Origin of the sequence: Castellaniella sp. FW104-7C03, assembly GCF_040276085.1 — a bacterium.
Lineage (GTDB): Bacteria > Pseudomonadota > Gammaproteobacteria > Burkholderiales > Burkholderiaceae_B > Castellaniella.
In genome coordinates this window covers 69,220-86,297 of the sequence record NZ_JBELOK010000008.1, presented here as the reverse complement: position 1 = coordinate 86,297, position 17,078 = coordinate 69,220, and the positions used below count along the sequence as shown (strand labels likewise).

15 protein-coding genes and 1 tRNA gene are annotated in these 17,078 nt (G+C 59.7%); 10 read left to right on the top strand and 6 right to left on the bottom strand.

Annotated elements, in window-relative coordinates; translation table 11 throughout:
* The first annotated feature begins 45 nt into the window (after positions 1-45).
* The 5 genes from ABS758_RS10830 (at position 46) to ABS758_RS10810 (ending at position 3,604) form a co-directional block, all read left to right on the top strand.
* On the top strand, positions 46-189 hold the full coding sequence (locus ABS758_RS10830) for a hypothetical protein (protein WP_350382704.1): 144 nt from the start codon (positions 46-48) through the stop codon (positions 187-189).
* Positions 186-692 carry an arsenate reductase ArsC gene (locus tag ABS758_RS10825; protein WP_350382703.1) on the top strand — a complete coding sequence of 169 codons (507 nt, stop codon included), beginning with the start codon at positions 186-188 and terminating at the stop codon, positions 690-692. The genes ABS758_RS10830 and ABS758_RS10825 overlap by 4 nt, the downstream gene beginning before the upstream one ends.
* On the top strand, positions 689-1,756 hold the full coding sequence (gene arsB / locus ABS758_RS10820; RefSeq protein ID WP_350382702.1) for an ACR3 family arsenite efflux transporter: 1,068 nt from the start codon (positions 689-691) through the stop codon (positions 1,754-1,756). The genes ABS758_RS10825 and arsB overlap by 4 nt, the downstream gene beginning before the upstream one ends.
* Positions 1,757-2,012: 256 nt before the next feature.
* On the top strand, positions 2,013-2,255 hold the full coding sequence (locus ABS758_RS10815; RefSeq protein WP_350382701.1) for a helix-turn-helix domain-containing protein: 243 nt from the start codon (positions 2,013-2,015) through the stop codon (positions 2,253-2,255).
* Positions 2,256-2,257: 2 nt separating this feature from the next.
* A complete protein-coding gene (locus ABS758_RS10810) occupies positions 2,258-3,604 on the top strand; it encodes a type II toxin-antitoxin system HipA family toxin (protein ID WP_350382699.1) in 1,347 nt (448 codons plus the stop codon).
* 28 nt (positions 3,605-3,632) lie between these two features.
* Here ABS758_RS10810 and ABS758_RS10805 read toward each other — a convergent pair.
* Positions 3,633-3,707 (bottom strand) — tRNA-Arg (locus ABS758_RS10805).
* 201 nt (positions 3,708-3,908) lie between these two features.
* Here ABS758_RS10805 and ABS758_RS10800 point away from each other — a divergent pair.
* The 4 genes from ABS758_RS10800 (at position 3,909) to ABS758_RS10785 (ending at position 7,060) form a co-directional block, all read left to right on the top strand.
* Positions 3,909-4,835 (top strand): c-type cytochrome, encoded by a 927-nt coding sequence (locus tag ABS758_RS10800; protein ID WP_350382697.1) that lies wholly within the window; start codon positions 3,909-3,911, stop codon positions 4,833-4,835.
* A 152-nt stretch (positions 4,836-4,987) separates the two neighbouring features.
* Positions 4,988-5,965, top strand: a complete 978-nt coding sequence (locus ABS758_RS10795; protein WP_350382695.1) for an NAD(P)H-dependent flavin oxidoreductase — start codon at positions 4,988-4,990, stop codon at positions 5,963-5,965.
* The gene (locus tag ABS758_RS10790) at positions 5,956-6,693 is read left to right on the top strand and encodes an enoyl-CoA hydratase-related protein (RefSeq protein WP_350382843.1); all 738 of its coding nucleotides are present in this window, start codon (positions 5,956-5,958) and stop codon (positions 6,691-6,693) included. Before ABS758_RS10795 ends, ABS758_RS10790 begins: the two co-directional genes overlap by 10 nt.
* 139 nt (positions 6,694-6,832) lie before the next feature.
* Positions 6,833-7,060, top strand: coding sequence for a hypothetical protein (locus tag ABS758_RS10785; protein WP_350382693.1), 228 nt, complete (start codon positions 6,833-6,835; stop codon positions 7,058-7,060).
* Positions 7,061-7,131: 71 nt separating this feature from the next.
* On the opposite strand, the gene ABS758_RS10780 is transcribed toward ABS758_RS10785, so the two are convergent.
* From ABS758_RS10780 to ABS758_RS10765, 4 genes are all read right to left on the bottom strand, one after another.
* A complete protein-coding gene (locus ABS758_RS10780) occupies positions 7,132-9,297 on the bottom strand; it encodes a UvrD-helicase domain-containing protein (protein ID WP_350382691.1) in 2,166 nt (721 codons plus the stop codon).
* A 3-nt stretch (positions 9,298-9,300) separates the two neighbouring features.
* Positions 9,301-11,364: a primosomal protein N' gene (locus tag ABS758_RS10775; protein ID WP_350382689.1), complete on the bottom strand. Its 2,064-nt coding sequence runs from the start codon at positions 11,362-11,364 to the stop codon at positions 9,301-9,303.
* A 413-nt stretch (positions 11,365-11,777) separates the two neighbouring features.
* Positions 11,778-12,845, bottom strand: coding sequence for a uroporphyrinogen decarboxylase (gene hemE / locus ABS758_RS10770; RefSeq protein WP_350382687.1), 1,068 nt, complete (start codon positions 12,843-12,845; stop codon positions 11,778-11,780).
* A 1-nt stretch (position 12,846) separates the two neighbouring features.
* Complete coding sequence (locus ABS758_RS10765) at positions 12,847-13,692, bottom strand: helix-turn-helix domain-containing protein (protein WP_350382685.1); 846 nt, start codon at positions 13,690-13,692, stop codon at positions 12,847-12,849.
* 271 nt (positions 13,693-13,963) lie between these two features.
* Between ABS758_RS10765 and ABS758_RS10760 the strand changes: the two genes are divergently transcribed.
* Positions 13,964-15,343: an alanine/glycine:cation symporter family protein gene (locus ABS758_RS10760; RefSeq protein ID WP_350382684.1), complete on the top strand. Its 1,380-nt coding sequence runs from the start codon at positions 13,964-13,966 to the stop codon at positions 15,341-15,343.
* On the opposite strand, the gene pgi is transcribed toward ABS758_RS10760, so the two are convergent.
* Positions 15,308-16,891 carry a glucose-6-phosphate isomerase gene (gene pgi, locus ABS758_RS10755; protein WP_350382682.1) on the bottom strand — a complete coding sequence of 528 codons (1,584 nt, stop codon included), beginning with the start codon at positions 16,889-16,891 and terminating at the stop codon, positions 15,308-15,310. The genes ABS758_RS10760 and pgi overlap by 36 nt on opposite strands.
* Between the last annotated feature and the right edge of the window lie 187 nt (positions 16,892-17,078).

Below are 17,078 nucleotides of genomic sequence, written 5' to 3'. Positions count from 1 at the left end.
ATTTCCTGCCGGCACTCGACAAATCGTCTGCCATCTAGCCGCTTCATGATGCTGCTGCGTCCACACAGCGAAACCCTGACTGACCGCTACTCCGAACGGAAGGCGGCAGGCCGCATCATCAACCAGGCCACCGATCTTTCATCCATCGCCATTACCGCCCAGCCACTGCCAGAAGGCCAGACATCATGACCGAAAGAACCTACAACGTCCTCATTCTCTGCACCGGAAACTCTGCCCGCAGCATCATGGCCGAAGCGCTCATCAACACGATGGGCCAGGGTCGCTTCCACGCCTACAGCGCTGGCAGCCACCCAACCGGCAAGGTCAATCCATTTGCCATCGAAAAGGCGCAGTCGGTGAACTATCCAACCGACAAGCTGCGCAGCAAAAGCTGGGACGAATTCGCCACGCCCGAGGCGCCGCAGATGGACTTCATCATCACCGTCTGCGACAATGCCGCCGGCGAGATCTGCCCGGTATGGCCGGGGCAACCCATCTCAGCACACTGGGGATTTGAAGACCCTGCTGCCGTCCAAGGCACGGACGACGAGAAACGCAAAGCGTTCGATCTGACCTTCCGGCACATGACAAACCGCGTGCGCGTGTTCGTGAGCCTGCCGCTCAAGATGCTTGACCAAGCAGCCATCAAGCACGAACTGTCGAACATCGGCAAGACCGAGCAGCAAGCATGAGTGCCAGCACACAAGCCGTTGTCGCAAAGTCGCGCCCGGCCCCAATAAGTGGATTCGAGCGTTACCTGACGCTGTGGGTAGCCCTGTGCATCGTCGCTGGCGTTGCACTTGGCCAAGCCCTGCCTGGCGTGTTCCAAGTGATTGGCCACATGGAAGTAGCCCAGGTCAACTTACCGATCGGCCTGCTGATCTGGGTGATGATCATCCCGATGCTGGTCAAAATCGACTTCGGGGCCCTGCACCAGGTTAAACAGCATTGGCGCGGCATCGGCGTAACACTGTTCATCAATTGGGCCGTCAAGCCCTTCTCAATGGCTTTTCTGGGGTGGTTGTTCATCCGCCAGGTATTCGCACCCTTGCTTCCCGCCGACCAACTGGACAGCTATATTGCCGGCCTGATTTTGCTAGCCGCCGCGCCCTGCACGGCAATGGTATTCGTGTGGAGCCGGCTCACCAATGGCGACCCGCTTTTCACGCTTTCACAGGTGGCCCTGAACGACGCCATCATGATCGTGGCTTTCGCGCCTATCGTCGGCCTGCTGTTAGGCATGGCGTCAATCACCGTGCCATGGGACACGCTGCTGATTTCGGTCGTACTCTACATCGTGGTTCCAGTCATCCTGGGACAGCTCTTGCGCCGACATCTTCTCAAGCAGGGACAGGCCGCCTTTGACCAGACCATGCAGAAGATCGGGCCGTGGTCGATGATCGCATTACTGCTGACGCTCGTCCTGTTGTTTGCCTTCCAGGGCGAGGCCATCAGTCGGCAGCCACTTGTGATTGCCATGCTGGCCGTGCCAATCCTGATTCAAGTGTTCTTCAATTCCGGGCTGGCCTACTGGCTGAACAAGCGCGCCGGAGAAAAGCACTCTGTCGCCTGCCCTTCAGCCCTGATCGGTGCCAGCAACTTCTTCGAACTGGCCGTGGCGGCCGCGATCAGTTTGTTTGGCCTGCACTCCGGCGCGGCGCTGGCAACCGTGGTCGGCGTCCTGGTCGAAGTGCCGGTGATGCTCTTGGTCGTACGTGTGGTGAACCGCTCGAAAGACTGGTACGAGGCCGGCTGAATATCGCCAGTCCCCTGATTGGCACTTTTCTCCACTGCCCACGCCAGATATTCATCTGGCGTGCGGTTTTAAAGCGCTTGGTATTCAGCTACCTGATTTATATGGCGCGCCCGACAGGAATCGAACCTGTCGCAGGCCGCCCTCATCGCCACCACGATGAGGGCTTTTTATCGACATCGTTTTATCGACACAATCGATACTTGTTAAATATCGGCAAAACCGATATTATTGATTTATCGATCACAGCGATAAAATCATGTCCAAACTTTCCACCAGCACCCAGTTGGGCATCATGTTGGCCTCGCGACGCAAGGCGCTGGGCCTCACGCAGTCCGACATCGCCACCCGCCTGGGAATTAGCCAGAATCGATTCTCAGAGCTTGAAAAACAGCCATCGCACCTGAGTGTCGACCGCCTGTTGACACTGTCAGGCATCTTGGGGCTTGAGCTCCTGCTCCAGGAACGCCCGCAAGACACCTCCCATGGCAGCGAGTGGTAGACATGGCCAGGCGATCCAAAACACGCAGTTTGACCTTATGGGCCAACGGCATCCGGGTAGGCGATTGGCAGATATCCCGCCGGAACGAAGACGTGCTGCAATACGACCTCGAATGGCTCGCATCCCCGCAAGGCCGGGCCTTATCCCTGTCACTGCCATTCACTGCCGACAACCAGCCGCTACGCGGCGCCGTCGTACACAGCTACTTCGACAACCTGCTGCCCGACAGTGAGGCTGTCCGACGCCGACTGCACACTCGTTTTCGGACCCTGAACACAGAAGCCTTCAGCCTTTTGGAGGCTATCGGTCGCGACTGCGTGGGAGCAATCCAGTTATTGCCGGACGGAGAGACGCCACAAGGCCTGTTTGAGATCCAGACCCAGGCGCTGAGCGAACGCCAGATCGCAGATACCCTCCGCGCGACCACCGCCGCGCCGGCCGCTCTTGGCCAGCACGACGCCCTGGATCAGGACTTCCGGATTTCCATCGCGGGGGCACAAGAGAAAACGGCCCTGACCCTGCATGACGGACAGTGGTGCAAACCAATAGGCTCAACACCCACCACGCATATCTTCAAACTGCCTCTGGGGCTGGTCGGCGGACGCCAGGCCGACATGAGTACTTCCGTGGAAAATGAATGGCTCTGCACGCGACTTCTCCAAAATTTTGACCTGCCAACAGCGCGATGCACGATGGCCCGCTTCGAAGACCAGAAAGCGCTGGTCGTGGAGCGCTTTGACCGCCGCCTCTCCTCCGAACGGAGATACTGGCTACGGCTGCCACAGGAAGACTTCTGCCAGGCAACAGGCACGCCTCCAGGCGCGAAGTACGAGGCTGATGGAGGCCCCGGCTGGGTCGACATCGCGCAGATCCTGCAGCAGTCCGAATCCAGGAAACAGGACTTGCGCACCCTGCTGCTAGCGCAGCTGCTCTTCTGGTTGATGGCGGCCACAGATGGCCACGCCAAGAACTTCTCCATCTTTCTCCTGCCGGGTGGTCGCTACCACCTGACGCCGCTCTACGATGTGCTATCCGCATGGCCCGTTACCGGCACAGGCCCCAACGAACTGGACCGCCACCGCTTGAAGCTGGCAATGGCATCCAGGGGCGCGAATCCCCATTACCGCTGGAAAGACATCCAGCGGCGACATTTCAATCATACGGCGCGTTTATGCGGCTGGGGGATCGACATGGAGGATTTGATCGCCGAGGCCCTGGAACGCCTGCCGCAAGTGCTCGCCCAAACCCAATCAGAGCTGACCGATGGGTTCCCCGAGCGGATATTCGAATCGATCGCAGAGGGGATGACCGACAGCGCACGAAGGTTGCGCCGAATGCCCCAGGACTGACCAGGTACTGGCTTTAGGAACTTATCAATGGCGCGCCCGACAGGAATCGAACCTGTATCAGAAGCTTCGGAAACTCCTATTCTATCCATTGAACTACAGGCGCACGTGATGGCCGACAAAAGGGCCAAAAACAGCCGCGTACCATTGCAATACGCGGGTGCACATTGTAGCGGGTTTATCCTATCCCTGCAGTGTTGCAGGCCTGTCGTTATAATCATTGGTTGAGGCCTGTAATACAAGACTGTCGGCAAACTATTGCTGGCGCCGGGCCAATGGCCGCATTCCATTATCCCAGGAACCCATCATGAGTCTCCCAGAACACGCCGAACACGGGCATGGTCACGAAAGTGCCATCAAAACACCAAAGCAACTGCTGATCACTGTCGTGTTGGCTTTTCTGATCCCGATTTCGGTGATCATCCTGCTGGTCAACCTCGTTGGCTCCAGCATCCGTACTGGTTACGGTTCTGACACCCAAACCGAAGAATCCATCGCCAAGCGCATTCAGCCGGTGGCGGGGTTCAAGCTGGTAGACGCCAACGCACCCAAGGTTTTCAAAACCGGCGAAGAAGTCTTCAAGTCCACCTGTTCGGCCTGCCACAGCACCGGCGTAGCCGGGGCGCCAAAATTTGGCGACAAAGACTCCTGGGCGCCGTTCATCAAGCTAGGTTTTGACGACCTCGTCAAAAATGCAATCCACGGGATTGGCGGCATGCCTCCCAAAGGCGGCAACTCCTCGCTTGACGACTTCGAAGTGGCGCGCGCCGTGGCCTACATGACCAACCACTCCGGTGCCGATTTCCCCGAGCCCAAAGAACCCGCGGGCAACAAGGCTGACACCAAACCCGCAGCCGCTGCCAGCACCGCCGCACCTTCGGCTGCTGCAGCCGATACAAAGGCTGAAGCCAAGCCCGAAGAAGCGGCTACTGCCAAGGCCGAAGCCAAAGTGGATAGCCAGCCGGCCGCTAAAACAGCTGATGCCTCTGCCGGCAATACTGTTGGCGAGAAGCTCTACAAATCTGTCTGCATCACCTGCCACTCTGTCGGTGTGGCAGGTGCCCCCAAATTTGGCGACAAAGAATCCTGGGCCCCGTTTGTCAAAACCGGGCTGGATGCCATGCTCAAAAATGCCATTTCGGGTGTCGGTGCCATGCCTCCGCGTGGTGGCTCACAAGCCACCGACGAAGAGCTCAAGGCAGCCATCCAATATATGGTTGACGCAGCCAAGTAAGTACGTGGTGGCCGTTTGGCCGCCCCGTAGCAAAACCCTCGCGACGCATCAGCGCGAGGGTTTTTTATTGCCTGTCATTATCGGGATTACCCGAATGATTCAAACGGTCGTTTGAATTAGAATAGGTGGCTTAGCCCGTCGGAGACTCATCCATGCCTCACCCTCTTGTGACATCCCTGCACCAAACCATGACCTTGCCGGTGATGGCTGCACCCATGTTCATCATCTCTAATCCGCAGCTTGTGGTCGCCCAGTGCGCCAGCGGAATCATCGGCTCGATGCCCGCCCTGAACGCCCGCCCGCAAGAAACACTGGATACATGGCTCACCGAGATCGAAAACGGGTTGGCCGCCTTGCGCGAGGCACACCCCAACCGTCCGGTACCGCCCTACGCCATCAACCACATCATTCATCAGTCCAATGATCGTCTGCAGGCGGATCTGGAAACATGCGCCCGCCATCAGGTGCCACTCATCATCACCAGCTTGCGGGCACCCAACCAGGTAGTAGACGCAGTACATCAGTGGGGCGGCAAGGTCTTCCATGATGTCACCACGCTGCGCCACGCCCGCAAGGCCATCGACGCCGGTGTGGATGGCCTCATCCTGGTGTGCTCAGGCGCGGGGGGCCACGCAGGCACCTTATCGCCTTTTGCGCTGCTGGGAGAGATCCGGCAGATCTTTGACGGGCCGATCTGCCTGTCTGGGGCAATCAGCCGTGGCCAGGACGTGTTGGCTGCGCGCGCCATGGGCGCCGATTTTGCCTATATGGGCACCAGATTTATCGCCAGCACCGAGGCGCATGCCCAGCAAGAATATAAACAGATGATCGTCGACACCGCAGCCGCCGACATTGTCTACACCCCCTACTTCACCGGCATCCCCGGCAACTACCTCAAGCCTTGCGTGCGCCAGATTGGCCTGGACCCAGACAACCTCCCTGCCGCCCAGGACACCCACTTTGGCAGCGACAACAAAAAAGCCTGGCGAGATATCTGGGGGGCGGGCCAAGGGGTAGGCAATATCGACAGCATCCTGCCCACCTCCGAGATCGTCGATCAATTGCGCCAGGAGTACGACCAGGCAGCGCGTGCCTTGCAAGACCATTTCTCACGGGAGACCTGCGCATGATCCGCACCCAGCAAGACGGCCCGATCCTGGAAATCCTGATTGATCGCCCCGAGCGCCGCAATGCACTCACCGACGCAATGTACCGCGAGATCGACCAAGCATTGCAGGCCGCCAACACCAACCCTGAGTGCACGGCGGTAATCCTGCACGGCGCCGGCGGCCACTTTACCGCCGGTAATGATCTGTCCGAATTTCAGATACCGCAAAGCAGCCGCGATGTGGGCTCCATCGCTTTTTTGCACACACTCGCCGACATCGACGTGCCCGTGATTGCGTCAGTACAAGGGCAGGCGGTGGGTGTCGGGGTTACGCTGCTGGCACACTGCGATTTCGTGTATGCCGATCAAACCGCTGTCTTCAGGCTGCCGTTCGTGTCGCTTGGGCTCTGTCCGGAAGGGGCTTCCAGCTATCTGCTGCCACGCCTGGCGGGCCCAAGGCTTGCCGCCCAATGGCTGCTGCATGCCCAGCCCTTTGGTGCCACACAAGCCCTGGAAGGGCATCTGATCCACAGCATCGAAGACGACCCCCTGGCGGCAGCAAGAGCCTGCGCCAAAGGCCTGGCCGCACAACCCACAGCCGCACTACGTGCCAGCAAGCGGCTGCTGAAAGCCAATGACAGGCCGGCCGTGCACCAGGTACTGGATGCCGAGGCAGCGGTGTTTTTCGAGCGGCTGAAATCTCCAGAGGCCCAAGCGGCATTTCAACAATTCTTTACCCGCAAGGGATAAGGCATGCTTTGTTTTTTCACCACAGATCTCACAAAAGGCCTCATCAAACAGAAGATTAGGGTTTACCCCTAGCTTTTATTTAGGGTTTACCCTATACTGACTCTATCGAAATCTGAAGCTTCTGAAGCAGGAGTCAGTTATGAGCCATACCTACACCCCAAACCTGTTGTCTGATTCTCTAGAGCGCGCTTATCTGCACGCAAGCCTGGACGAGTCAAAGCCGCTGTCCTTGCAAAAGGGCGTACGCAAAGTTGGTCGTCTGCTGGCCCGCGGCACCAGAGCATTTGGCCGGGGAGTGGTGGTGGCGATTAACGCCCATGCCGAAGCGCGCGCCCGCAACATGCTGTATAACCGCGCACCCTGGTAAAAAAGTATCCGTTTGACGGGCAGATCTTCCGCGAAGGCAGTACCCACAGCCGCTTAAGAAAGCGGCTGTTTTTATGGGCGCTTCAGTAAGTTCTTGAGGCGATCCAGTGCGCGGTCTGGATCCAGGCCCGTCTCTGCAGGCAATCCTCCTGCGATCTGGGCCTCCAGGCCCATCTCGGCAATAAACCGAGAGGGTTCACAAACGGTATCCTCACGGCCGCGACGTCGTTTGCGGCACCAACTTAACTGCAGGGTGCGTTGCGCACGCGTAATACCCACATACATCAGGCGACGCTCTTCCTGGATGCGGCGTAACCGGGCAGCCATGGCCGCTTCGCTGACATCGCCTTCGTCGTCACCCCCCCGGTGGGGCAGCAGGCCTTCTTCTACCCCGATCAAATAAACATGGGGAAACTCCAGCCCCTTAGACGCATGCAAGGTGGAGAGTTTGACAGCGTCCGGCTCTTCGTTGTCTGAACGCTCCAGCATGGTTACCAGCGCCACGTGCTGCACGAGCTCGAGCAGCGTGAGTTCATCCTCATCGGCCTTGCGCTTGAGCCAGGACAGGAGTTCGAGGACGTTGGTCCAGCGGGCCAGCGCCTGGCGCTCATCCAGGATATCGTACAGATGGCGTTCGTAGCCCATGGCGGCCAGCAGGTCTTCCAGCACCCGGCCGGCATTGTCGGTAATCAAGCCATCTATACCGGCAGCTGCTGCCTGGCCGTCTGGTTCACGGATCAACCCCCCTGCCAGCGAACCCCCTGCGGGAGATGGATCGGGCTCAAACGCCAGATCCGCCTGCGTGGATGCCCCCGGCATCACCGGCACCGCCCCACCCCGGCGCGCCGCACGCGCCTGAAAATACTGGATCAGACGGACAAAGGATTGCACGGCCTCGCGTTGCCGCGCAGTGGGCAGAAGCGCCTCATTTACCTCGGCAGCGACTGCAAACAGGGAAACACCCCGCCGCGCCGCCTCGGCCCCCAAGGCCTGAAGGGTGTTTTGGCCAATACCGCGCTTGGGCGTGGTGGCGGCCCGAATGAACGCGGGATCTTCGTCATCATTGGCAATCAGCCGCAACCACGCCAGCACATCACGGATTTCAGCCTTATCGAAAAAACTTTGCCCGCCAGACACGGTATAAGGGATCCGCAAAGTGCGCAGCGCCTGCTCGAATACCCGGGCCTGATGGTTACCACGGTACAGCACGGCAAAGTCTTTCCATTGGGCCTGACGCTCGAAGCGCGCGGCTGATAACCGCATGGCAATGGATTCTGCCTCGACAAGATCTGTATCCATGGCGGTCACGCCGATGGCATCTCCCACGCCCAGATCCGACCACAGGGTTTTATCGAAGGTTTTTGGATTATGGCTGATGACTTGGTTGGCAGCCTGCAGGATGCGCTGCACAGAGCGATAGTTTTGCTCGAGCTTGACGACCTTGAGACGGGGGTAGTCGCGCTCGAGCTGAGCAAGGTTTTCGACGGTTGCACCGCGCCAGGCGTAAATCGCCTGATCATCATCTCCCACTGCCGTAAATTGGGCCCGATCGCCGCACAACAGGCGCACCAACTGATACTGGCAGGCATTGGTGTCCTGGTATTCGTCTACCAGCAAATACTGAACACGCGATTGCCAGCGCTGCCTGACGGCCTCATCTGTTTGCAGCAAGTGGGCAGGCAGGCGGATCAGGTCATCAAAATCCAGCGACTGATATGCGCGCAGGGTGGCTTCATAGCTTCTGTAGATACGCACGGCCTCGGCATCATCCGCCGTCTGGGCCTGTTTGGCGGCCGCATCGGGGCCCAGCTGTGCGTTTTTCCAGAGAGAAATGGTTTGCTGCACCGCGCGCAGACGCGCGCGATCGGTACTGGCCAGGAGCTCCTGGATAATTCCCAGCGCATCCGTGGCATCCAGGATGGAGAACCCGCGTTTCAGGCCCAGCGCGGCGTATTCCTCGCGCAGAAACTTCAAACCCAGCGAGTGAAATGTCCCGACTGTCAAACCTCGCAGCAGACGAGGGTTGGCGAGGGTCCGGACACGCTCGCTCATTTCGCGCGCAGCCTTGTTGGTAAAGGTAAGCGCCACAATATGGCGGCCCTGATAACCACATTCCTGAAGCAAATAAGCCATCTTGCGTGTGATGACCCGCGTCTTGCCGCTGCCCGCGCCGGCCAGCACCAGACAGGGGCCATCCAGATAGTGCACGGCTTCTTGCTGACGGGCATTGAGGTCCATGGGTCAGATTTCCTGTGGGTCGATCTCGACGGCCCAGCGCACGGGCCAGCCCTGTGCCAGGGCATCCAGTTGCGGCAAGAGTGCCTGCAACACACCATGCAAGGCACCTCGACGCGGAGACTCGATCAGCAATTGCGCTCTTTCGATGCGGGCCACACGCACCACACGCAGAGGCACTGCATCATACAGTTGCACGCCAGTGCCCTCGGTGAGGGGTTGCGCCCAAGCACGGACTGCGCGTAAAAACGCCAGAGCATCCGCCAGCTGGGTGGCCTGCGCGGTAATGAGTGCCTGACAGGAAAAGGGCGGCAGGCCGAGGTCTTCACGCTCTGCCAGCATTGCGGTGGCAAAGCCGTTGTAATCATGGCGACACAAGGCTTGATAAACGGTTTGCTCGGGGTAGTCGGTTTGCACCAGTACCTGCGCCCCCCCAGCCCGGCGCCCAGCCCGGCCGGCCACCTGCATCAATTGTGCAAACAGGCGCTCGGGGGCCCGGAAATCCTGGGCAAACAGCATGGCGTCAGCGTTAAGCACGCCCACCAAACCCAGGCCGGCAAAGTCGTGGCCCTTGGCCACCATCTGGGTGCCCACCAGAATATCGGCCTGCCCGGCATGAACCTGCGCAAACAGCGCTTGCGCACTGCCCTTGCGCCGGGTTGCATCCGCGTCGATACGGATAATGCGCGCCGCAGGAAAACGCTCGGCTAGGAATTCTTCGACCCTTTGAGTGCCCCGCCCCATCGGCTGCAGGTCTTGGTCGCCGCAGTCGGGGCAGGCACGAGGCACCGGATGAGCTTCGCCACAATGGTGGCATTGCAGCAAGGCCCGGCCGCCCGACACTCGATGCAGCACCGTGTGCGCTGTGCAGCGCGTGCACTGGCTTACCCAGCCACACGACAAACACCGCAATACGGGCGCATAACCCCGGCGATTAAGGAATACCAAGCTTTGCTCGCCGCGATCGAGGCGGGCCTCCAGGGCCTGCAGCAGCTGTGGCGTAAACCCCTGCTCGAGTTGTGCCCGACGCGTATCGACCAGCACAATTTCTGGCAAGGCCTGGGCCTGCACGCGGTCAGGCAGGCTGACCAGCAGGTAATTGTGTGCCTGGGCACGCCGCCAGGTTTCCAGCGAGGGTGTGGCAGACCCCAACACCACGGGGATTTTCTGGTCGTGCCCGCGCCAGATGGCGAGGTCACGTGCCGAGTACCGCAAGCCATCTTGCTGCTTGTACGAAGCATCGTGCTCTTCGTCCACCACAATCAGGCCCAAACGAGGCATTGGTGTCATCAAGGCAAGCCGGGTACCCAGCAACAGGGTGGCTTCGCCCCTTAGCACGCGCAACCATGCACGCAGACGCTCGCCATCGGACAAGCGGCTGTGCAATACCGCCAGCTCCTGGGGCTGCTGGCAAAGCCGTTGTCGCACGATGTGCTCGAACTGGGGGGTGAGGTTGATCTCTGGCACCAGGATCATGACCTGGCGGCCGGCGTCGAGGACGCGCTTGGCCAAACGCAAATAGAGCTCGGTTTTGCCACTACCGGTGACACCGTGCAGCAAGGCAACCCCTTGCCCACGGTCAAGCAGCCCATCCAGGGTGTCCAGGGCCTGTTGTTGCTGCAACGTGAGAGTGGGCACCACCATCGGGGCCTCGGTGGGATCCACCAGTACACGCGAAAGCCCAGGCCGACGGTCTGCGCGGCTGACGGGCCCACCGGCAGAACGCGCACCAGTATAAGCCGCCGGCCTGCGCAGCGGCGGCGGCAAGGCCGGCAGCATCACTTCGCCCAAGGGGCGGTGGTAATACCGGGCAGCAAACGCAGCCAAGCGCCGCCAGTCTTCCGGCAAGGGAGGCAAATCATCCAGCACGGCCTCGATGGCACGGACACGATCTTCTGCCACCTGGGGGTGCTCGCGTGTCTCCCAGACAATCCCCACCATTTTGCGCCGGCCAAACGTAACCAGCACCCGCGTGCCGGCTGCCACAGGCACCTCATGCCGATAATCAAACAGGCCGGGCAGAGGGACATCCAGGGCAACGGCAAGGTACACCGATGAGGCCACTGTCATGGTTTTATCCTCTTTGGCAACAGCCGCATGGGGCGCTATCGAGGCAGCCAAGGGACTCACCGGCTAGACAGCATCCACGGCCAAGCCTGTGGATAACTTTGTGGAGAAAGAGACAATAAAGGTGCCAACACCAGTTCCAAAAGAACGTCAAGACCTGTCAAAACAACAGTACTTTTAGATAATTGTTTATTAATCAACAGGTTAAGAATTAATCCAAGATTTGTTCAAGAATCTTGGGTGTTTTCCCTGAGCATCTGAAAATTGTGCATAAGCACAAAAGTCAAGCCCTTGAACAGGGGCAGCAAAATCAAGTGCTTAGAGGCAAGGCCTGATACGTGGGTAAGCAGATCAGGGCCTTGCTATCGGAAAACTGTCCGCTGCCGCCAGGGGATCAGGTGAGGCAGCGAAGGGTGTCAGGCATGATAGGCCCTGCTGGCCGAATGCACTTCGTCGACCAGCGATACCACAGCATCGGGCGACGTAAATTGGGAAATCCCGTGGCCCAGATTAAAGACATGGCCACCTTTGCCCACCTGGCCAAAATCAGCCAACACACGACGGACTTCGGTGCGGATGGCTGCATCGCCACCAAACAGCGCCATGGGATCGAGGTTGCCTTGCAGGGCTACTTGATCATTGACAGCCAGGCGCGCAGCGGACAGCCGGGCTGTCCAGTCGAGGCCCACGGCATCGCAGCCCGAGGCAGCAATATCCCGCACCCACTGACCGCCCCCCTTGGTAAAGACAATGGCAGGAATACGCTGCCCCTCGTGTTCTCGAATCAGGCCGTCCAGCACTTGCTGGGTGTAGCGCAGCGAGAACTGCTGGAACATGCCGTCGGCCAATACCCCACCCCAGCTGTCAAAGACCATGACGGCCTGCGCACCTGCACGGATCTGTGCGTTGAGATATGCCTGCACCGACTGCGCGTTGATGTCGAGAATATGGTGCAGGAGATCGGGACGTTGATACAGCAACGTCTTGATCTGGCGGTAATCAGTGCTGCCCTGACCCTCAACCATATAGCAGGCCAGTGTCCAGGGGCTGCCGGAAAAGCCGATCAGGGGTACGCTGCCGTCGAGCTCGCGGCGCACCAGCGACACCGCGTCGAAGACGTATTGCAGGCGGCCCATGTCGGGCACTTGCAGGGCCGTAATGGCCTGCTCGTCGCGCAGCGGGCGCTCGAAGTGCGGGCCTTCTCCGGCCACAAACTGCAGGCCCAGGCCCATGGCGTCGGGCACCGTGAGAATATCGGAAAACAGGATTGCAGCATCCAGATCAAAGCGGCGCAAGGGCTGCAGGGAGACTTCGCAGGCGTATTCAGGATTTTGCGCCAAACCCAGAAACGACCCTGCCCTGGCGCGCGTTTGGTTGTACTCGGGAAGATAGCGGCCTGCCTGACGCATCATCCAGATTGGCGTGTAAGGAACAGGCTGGCGCAGCAGCGCGCGTAAAAACGTATCGTTTTTCAAAGGGGTCACGTCAGATATCCTGTGGGCGATCGCGTACACCACGCGAATAAGGTTCAACAAGCGGATGACCTTGGATTTTACCCGCCCCACTGCGTGTGATGTCTTCGAACTCGGCACGATAGGGTGTGGGGTCGATGCCGTGCTTGCGCATCAGTGCCCAAAAAGCCCGCCGGTGCTTTTGTGCCATGCGGGCGGCCAGCGTAATATTGCCGCCGTGGCGCCCTAGCGCCGCACAGATATAGGCTTTCTCAAACCGGGCAACCACCTGGCCTTTGGCTTCGCGAAAGGACTCTCGGGAAGTAGCCCGCTGCATTGCCAGCGCCACTGCATAGGCTTCGAGTTCTTCGCCGGAACGCTCGAGAATCGACTCGCAGAGATCAGCCTCGGTGGGGCTTTGACAAGCCAGTGTCATCTTGCCTGTGGCACTGCCATATAGGGGATTGGGCTCTGCCACGTGAGCAGGGGCCAGACGGCACAATACGCTTTCTAATCGCGCACGGAGCTCTTCGGGGCAAAATGGCGGGCGGATGAAATCGGACACTCCCAGGCCGATGAGATCGTGTACCGCCTGGGCTTTAAGACCAACGGCATACACCAGCAACACCGCAGGCAGACGGCCGGCCCGGGCAGCCAGGGCCGTACGCCACATCGGCAACGAGGCCTCGTCGGCGTACAGCACCCCGGCATCGTAGCGCCCACGCATCAGGGCCGGATCATCCAGCAGGGTATCCACGGCCAGATGCTCTTTGGGCAGGGCGTGCACCTGCAGCCGCCCGTTGAGGTGAACCCCTGCCAGCGCAGAGACCCAGGGCTCTTGCCCGGAAGCAAGCAGTGCGCAATCCAATCTTTCTCGCATGACAGGTCTCCTGTGTGGGCAGGTGTCGACCAGGCCAGGAATGCGGCCACTGACACCCGTGTCAAGCAGGGGAGCACCCCCGGAAAGAGCAGAATAGACAGATCTTCTGGAAGCGAATAGTCGCAAAACTACGCTAGTGATAACCCTAGGTAATAGGTAAATTGAACCCGTTTTGGTGCTTATTGCTAGGTTTATAAGGTTTTTTAGTGTTTTCTACCTAAATTAGAGTGATAGCATTGCCGACATTCTACTTATACAGCGGGAGACGCATTTGGACACCCTGAATTCTATTGTCAACCAAATCAATGGCTTAGTCTGGGGCCCCCCCATGCTGGTGTTGATCCTGGGCACGGGCTTCTTTCTGATGGTCTTGCTGCGGTTCATGCCGTTGCGCCGTATTGGCACCGGTTTTGCCATGATCTGGCGCGGCCGTCACCGCGGCGATGCCTCCACCGGTGAGATCAGCCCCTTCGAAGCCCTGATGACTTGCCTTGCAGCCACCGTGGGCACGGGTAACATCGCCGGCGTAGCGACAGCCATTGCCATGGGCGGCCCCGGCGCATTGTTCTGGATGTGGTGCACCGCACTGGTAGGGATGGCGACCAAATACGCCGAAGTCGTGGTGGCCGTGCACTTCCGTGAGAAAGACGAACGCGGCGAGCACTCCGGTGGCCCTATGTATGCCATCAAAAATGGCCTGGGTCGCAAGTGGCTTTGGCTGGGTGTCGCCTTCGCCATATTTGGCGGCTTCGCAGGCTTTGGCATCGGCAATATGGTGCAGGTCAACAGCATGGCGCTGGCACTTGAAGCCACCTTTGCCGTACCCACCTGGATCACCGGCGTAGTCACCATGGTGCTGATCGGTCTGGTGATTCTGGGCGGAATCAAGCGTATCGGTGCTGTGGCCGCTTCGCTGGTACCCTTTATGTGCGTGGCTTACGTACTGGCAGGTCTGGTTGTTCTCGTGATCAACGCCGAGCGCATCCCTGAAGCGCTGAACTTGATCTTCTCGCACGCGTTTTCACCCATTGCCGCAACGGGCGGTTTCGCCGGTGCAGCCGTCATGGCAGCCATCCGCTTCGGGGTGGCCCGCGGTATCTTCTCCAACGAGGCCGGCCTGGGCTCTGCCGGGATTGCGCAGGCAGCGGGTACCACCAATAATGCAGTGGAGTCTGGCCTGATTGGCATGATGGGTACATTCATCGACACCATCATCATCTGCAGCATCACGGGTCTGGCGATTGTCTGCTCTGGTGTCTGGTCCAGCGGGGAAAGCGGCGCCGCATTGTCAGCCAGTGCATTCGAGGTTTCCATGCCCGGCTTCGGCGGCATTATCCTCACTATCGCTCTGGTGATCTTTGCCTTCACAACGATTTTAGGCTGGAGCTACTACGGCGAGAAATGCTGGGAGTTTCTGCTGGGTGCCAAAACCACCCTGCCGTTTCGCCTGATCTGGGTTGTCGCCATTCCCTTTGGTGCCATCACCCAGCTGGATTTCGCCTGGTTGCTAGCCGACACCCTTAACGGCCTGATGGCGCTACCCAACCTGGCATCACTCATCCTGCTTAGCCCAGTGATCGTGAAACTGACGCGTGATTACTTCAAATCCCGCCAATCAGCCACGCAACTGCCGGATCCAGTGACACGTTGAGGCATCATGCCCTGCGACACTGACTTCGGCACTTGTTGGCGCCAGGGCCTGCACGATCCCGCGCGCCAGCACCTTGCCGTACTCAACGCCCCACTGGTCAAAGGGATCAATGCCCCAGATGACGCCCTGGGTAAACACCCGATGCTCGTACAGCGCCAGCAAGGCACCCAACGAGTACGGCGACAGGCGCGGCAAGGCAATCAGGTGATTGGGCCGCCCGCCTGGATGAACCCGATGGGGTGCCAGGCGATCGGCATCCTCTTCGCTCAGCCCCTCGGATAAGCACTCGGCCCGCGCCTGGGCCAGGCTTTTGCCGCGCATCAGTGCCTCACGCTGAGCCAGGCAATTGGCCAGCAACTGCCGGTGGTGGGCCGACCAATGATGATCGGCATGCGCGCACAGAATGAAGTCGACCGGCGCGCCGTCGCTACCCTGATGCATCCACTGAAAAAAGGTGTGCTGCGCGTCTGTGCCCGGCATCCCCCAAACCGCGGGCCCTGTGGGCACACCCACCGGGCGCCCGGCCAGGTCTACCGACTTGCCCAGCGACTCCATGTCCAGCTGCTGCACATAAGGCACCAGGTTGGCCAGACGCGAATCGTAGGGCGCGATGTTAAGCGAGCCCTGGCCCAGCACGCTGCGATTGACCACACCGGCCAAAGCCATGCGTACCGGCACATTGAGCGCATAGGGCGCCTGGGCAAAATGGCTGTCCATGGCGGCAGCCCCCATGCGCAGGCCGGCCAGCACGTCGGCCCCCACCGCCAAAGCGGTGGTGAGGCTGACCGCCGACCAGATCGAAAAGCGGCCACCCACCCAATCCCAAAGCTTGAAAATATGGCTATCGGCCACTCCCCAGCCGCGCGCGCGTTGCGCCTGTGCAGTAACAGCCACAATATGATTGGCAGGATCCAAGCCGGCAGCCAGCAGCCACTCTCGGGCGCGGGCGCCGTTTTCCAGTGTTTCAGAGGTGGTAAAAGACTTGGACACCAGCACAATCAGCGTATCTCGCGGATCCAGGCCGGCCAAGCCGCCCTCGATGGCATGGCCGTCGATATTGGCCACAAAGCGGACATCACGCCAGGTACCGGCATAGCCAAAGGCGGACACAGCCAGCCGCACCCCCCAGTCTGAGCCGCCGATACCAATATGCACGATATGCCGCCAACGGCGCTCGGCATCGGCCTTGCGCACCCAGGCGTCCATGCGCTCGCGCTCGGCCAGCACCTCGGGTGGCGCGGCCGGCGCGCGCAGCACCGTATGCCAGGCAGCACGGTTCTCCGTGACATTTACCACTTCCCCGGCCAACAGCCGCCGACGCTGCTCGTCAAAGCCACGGGCGCGCAACAAGGCTTCACCCGCCGCATGCAGCTCGGGCGAATGCCGCTGCCCGCTGGCATCTAGGGTGAGGCCAGGGGCCTCAAGAAGGTCCAGGCCATCCGCTTGCGATGGGCACGTTTGTGCAGCTACGGCAAAGCGTTTCCACTCGGGCATATCGACCAGGGAACGGATCGTCGCGGGGTCGACACGAAGAGAATATTGGGACATGGCGCAAGTATAAAGTGTGCCCTTGGAGATGCACACTTGAGATTCTGCCCCCCGATGTAAGAAACTATGGGTAAACACCACCTCACACGCTGAACTCGTTGAAGTACAAACAAGCTATCCACCCCTGAATATTGGCTCTGATTCTAGGGTTTCCCTGGGGTAAACATTCAAACGATATACTGTATAC

What these genes read in the sequence shown, in the direction of transcription:
- ABS758_RS10780 (WP_350382691.1), bottom strand. Translation starts at nt 9,297, where the DNA reads ATGGACCTCAATGCCCGTCAGCAAGAAGCCGTGCACTATCTGGATGGC.
- ABS758_RS10825 (WP_350382703.1), top strand. Translation starts at nt 186, where the DNA reads ATGACCGAAAGAACCTACAACGTCCTCATTCTCTGCACCGGAAACTCT.
- ABS758_RS10830 (WP_350382704.1), top strand. Translation starts at nt 46, where the DNA reads ATGATGCTGCTGCGTCCACACAGCGAAACCCTGACTGACCGCTACTCC.
- ABS758_RS10795 (WP_350382695.1), top strand. Translation starts at nt 4,988, where the DNA reads ATGCCTCACCCTCTTGTGACATCCCTGCACCAAACCATGACCTTGCCG.
- ABS758_RS10810 (WP_350382699.1), top strand. Translation starts at nt 2,258, where the DNA reads ATGGCCAGGCGATCCAAAACACGCAGTTTGACCTTATGGGCCAACGGC.
- ABS758_RS10775 (WP_350382689.1), bottom strand. Translation starts at nt 11,364, where the DNA reads ATGACAGTGGCCTCATCGGTGTACCTTGCCGTTGCCCTGGATGTCCCT.
- pgi (WP_350382682.1), bottom strand. Translation starts at nt 16,891, where the DNA reads ATGTCCCAATATTCTCTTCGTGTCGACCCCGCGACGATCCGTTCCCTG.
- arsB (WP_350382702.1), top strand. Translation starts at nt 689, where the DNA reads ATGAGTGCCAGCACACAAGCCGTTGTCGCAAAGTCGCGCCCGGCCCCA.
- ABS758_RS10765 (WP_350382685.1), bottom strand. Translation starts at nt 13,692, where the DNA reads ATGCGAGAAAGATTGGATTGCGCACTGCTTGCTTCCGGGCAAGAGCCC.
- ABS758_RS10785 (WP_350382693.1), top strand. Translation starts at nt 6,833, where the DNA reads ATGAGCCATACCTACACCCCAAACCTGTTGTCTGATTCTCTAGAGCGC.
- ABS758_RS10815 (WP_350382701.1), top strand. Translation starts at nt 2,013, where the DNA reads ATGTCCAAACTTTCCACCAGCACCCAGTTGGGCATCATGTTGGCCTCG.
- ABS758_RS10800 (WP_350382697.1), top strand. Translation starts at nt 3,909, where the DNA reads ATGAGTCTCCCAGAACACGCCGAACACGGGCATGGTCACGAAAGTGCC.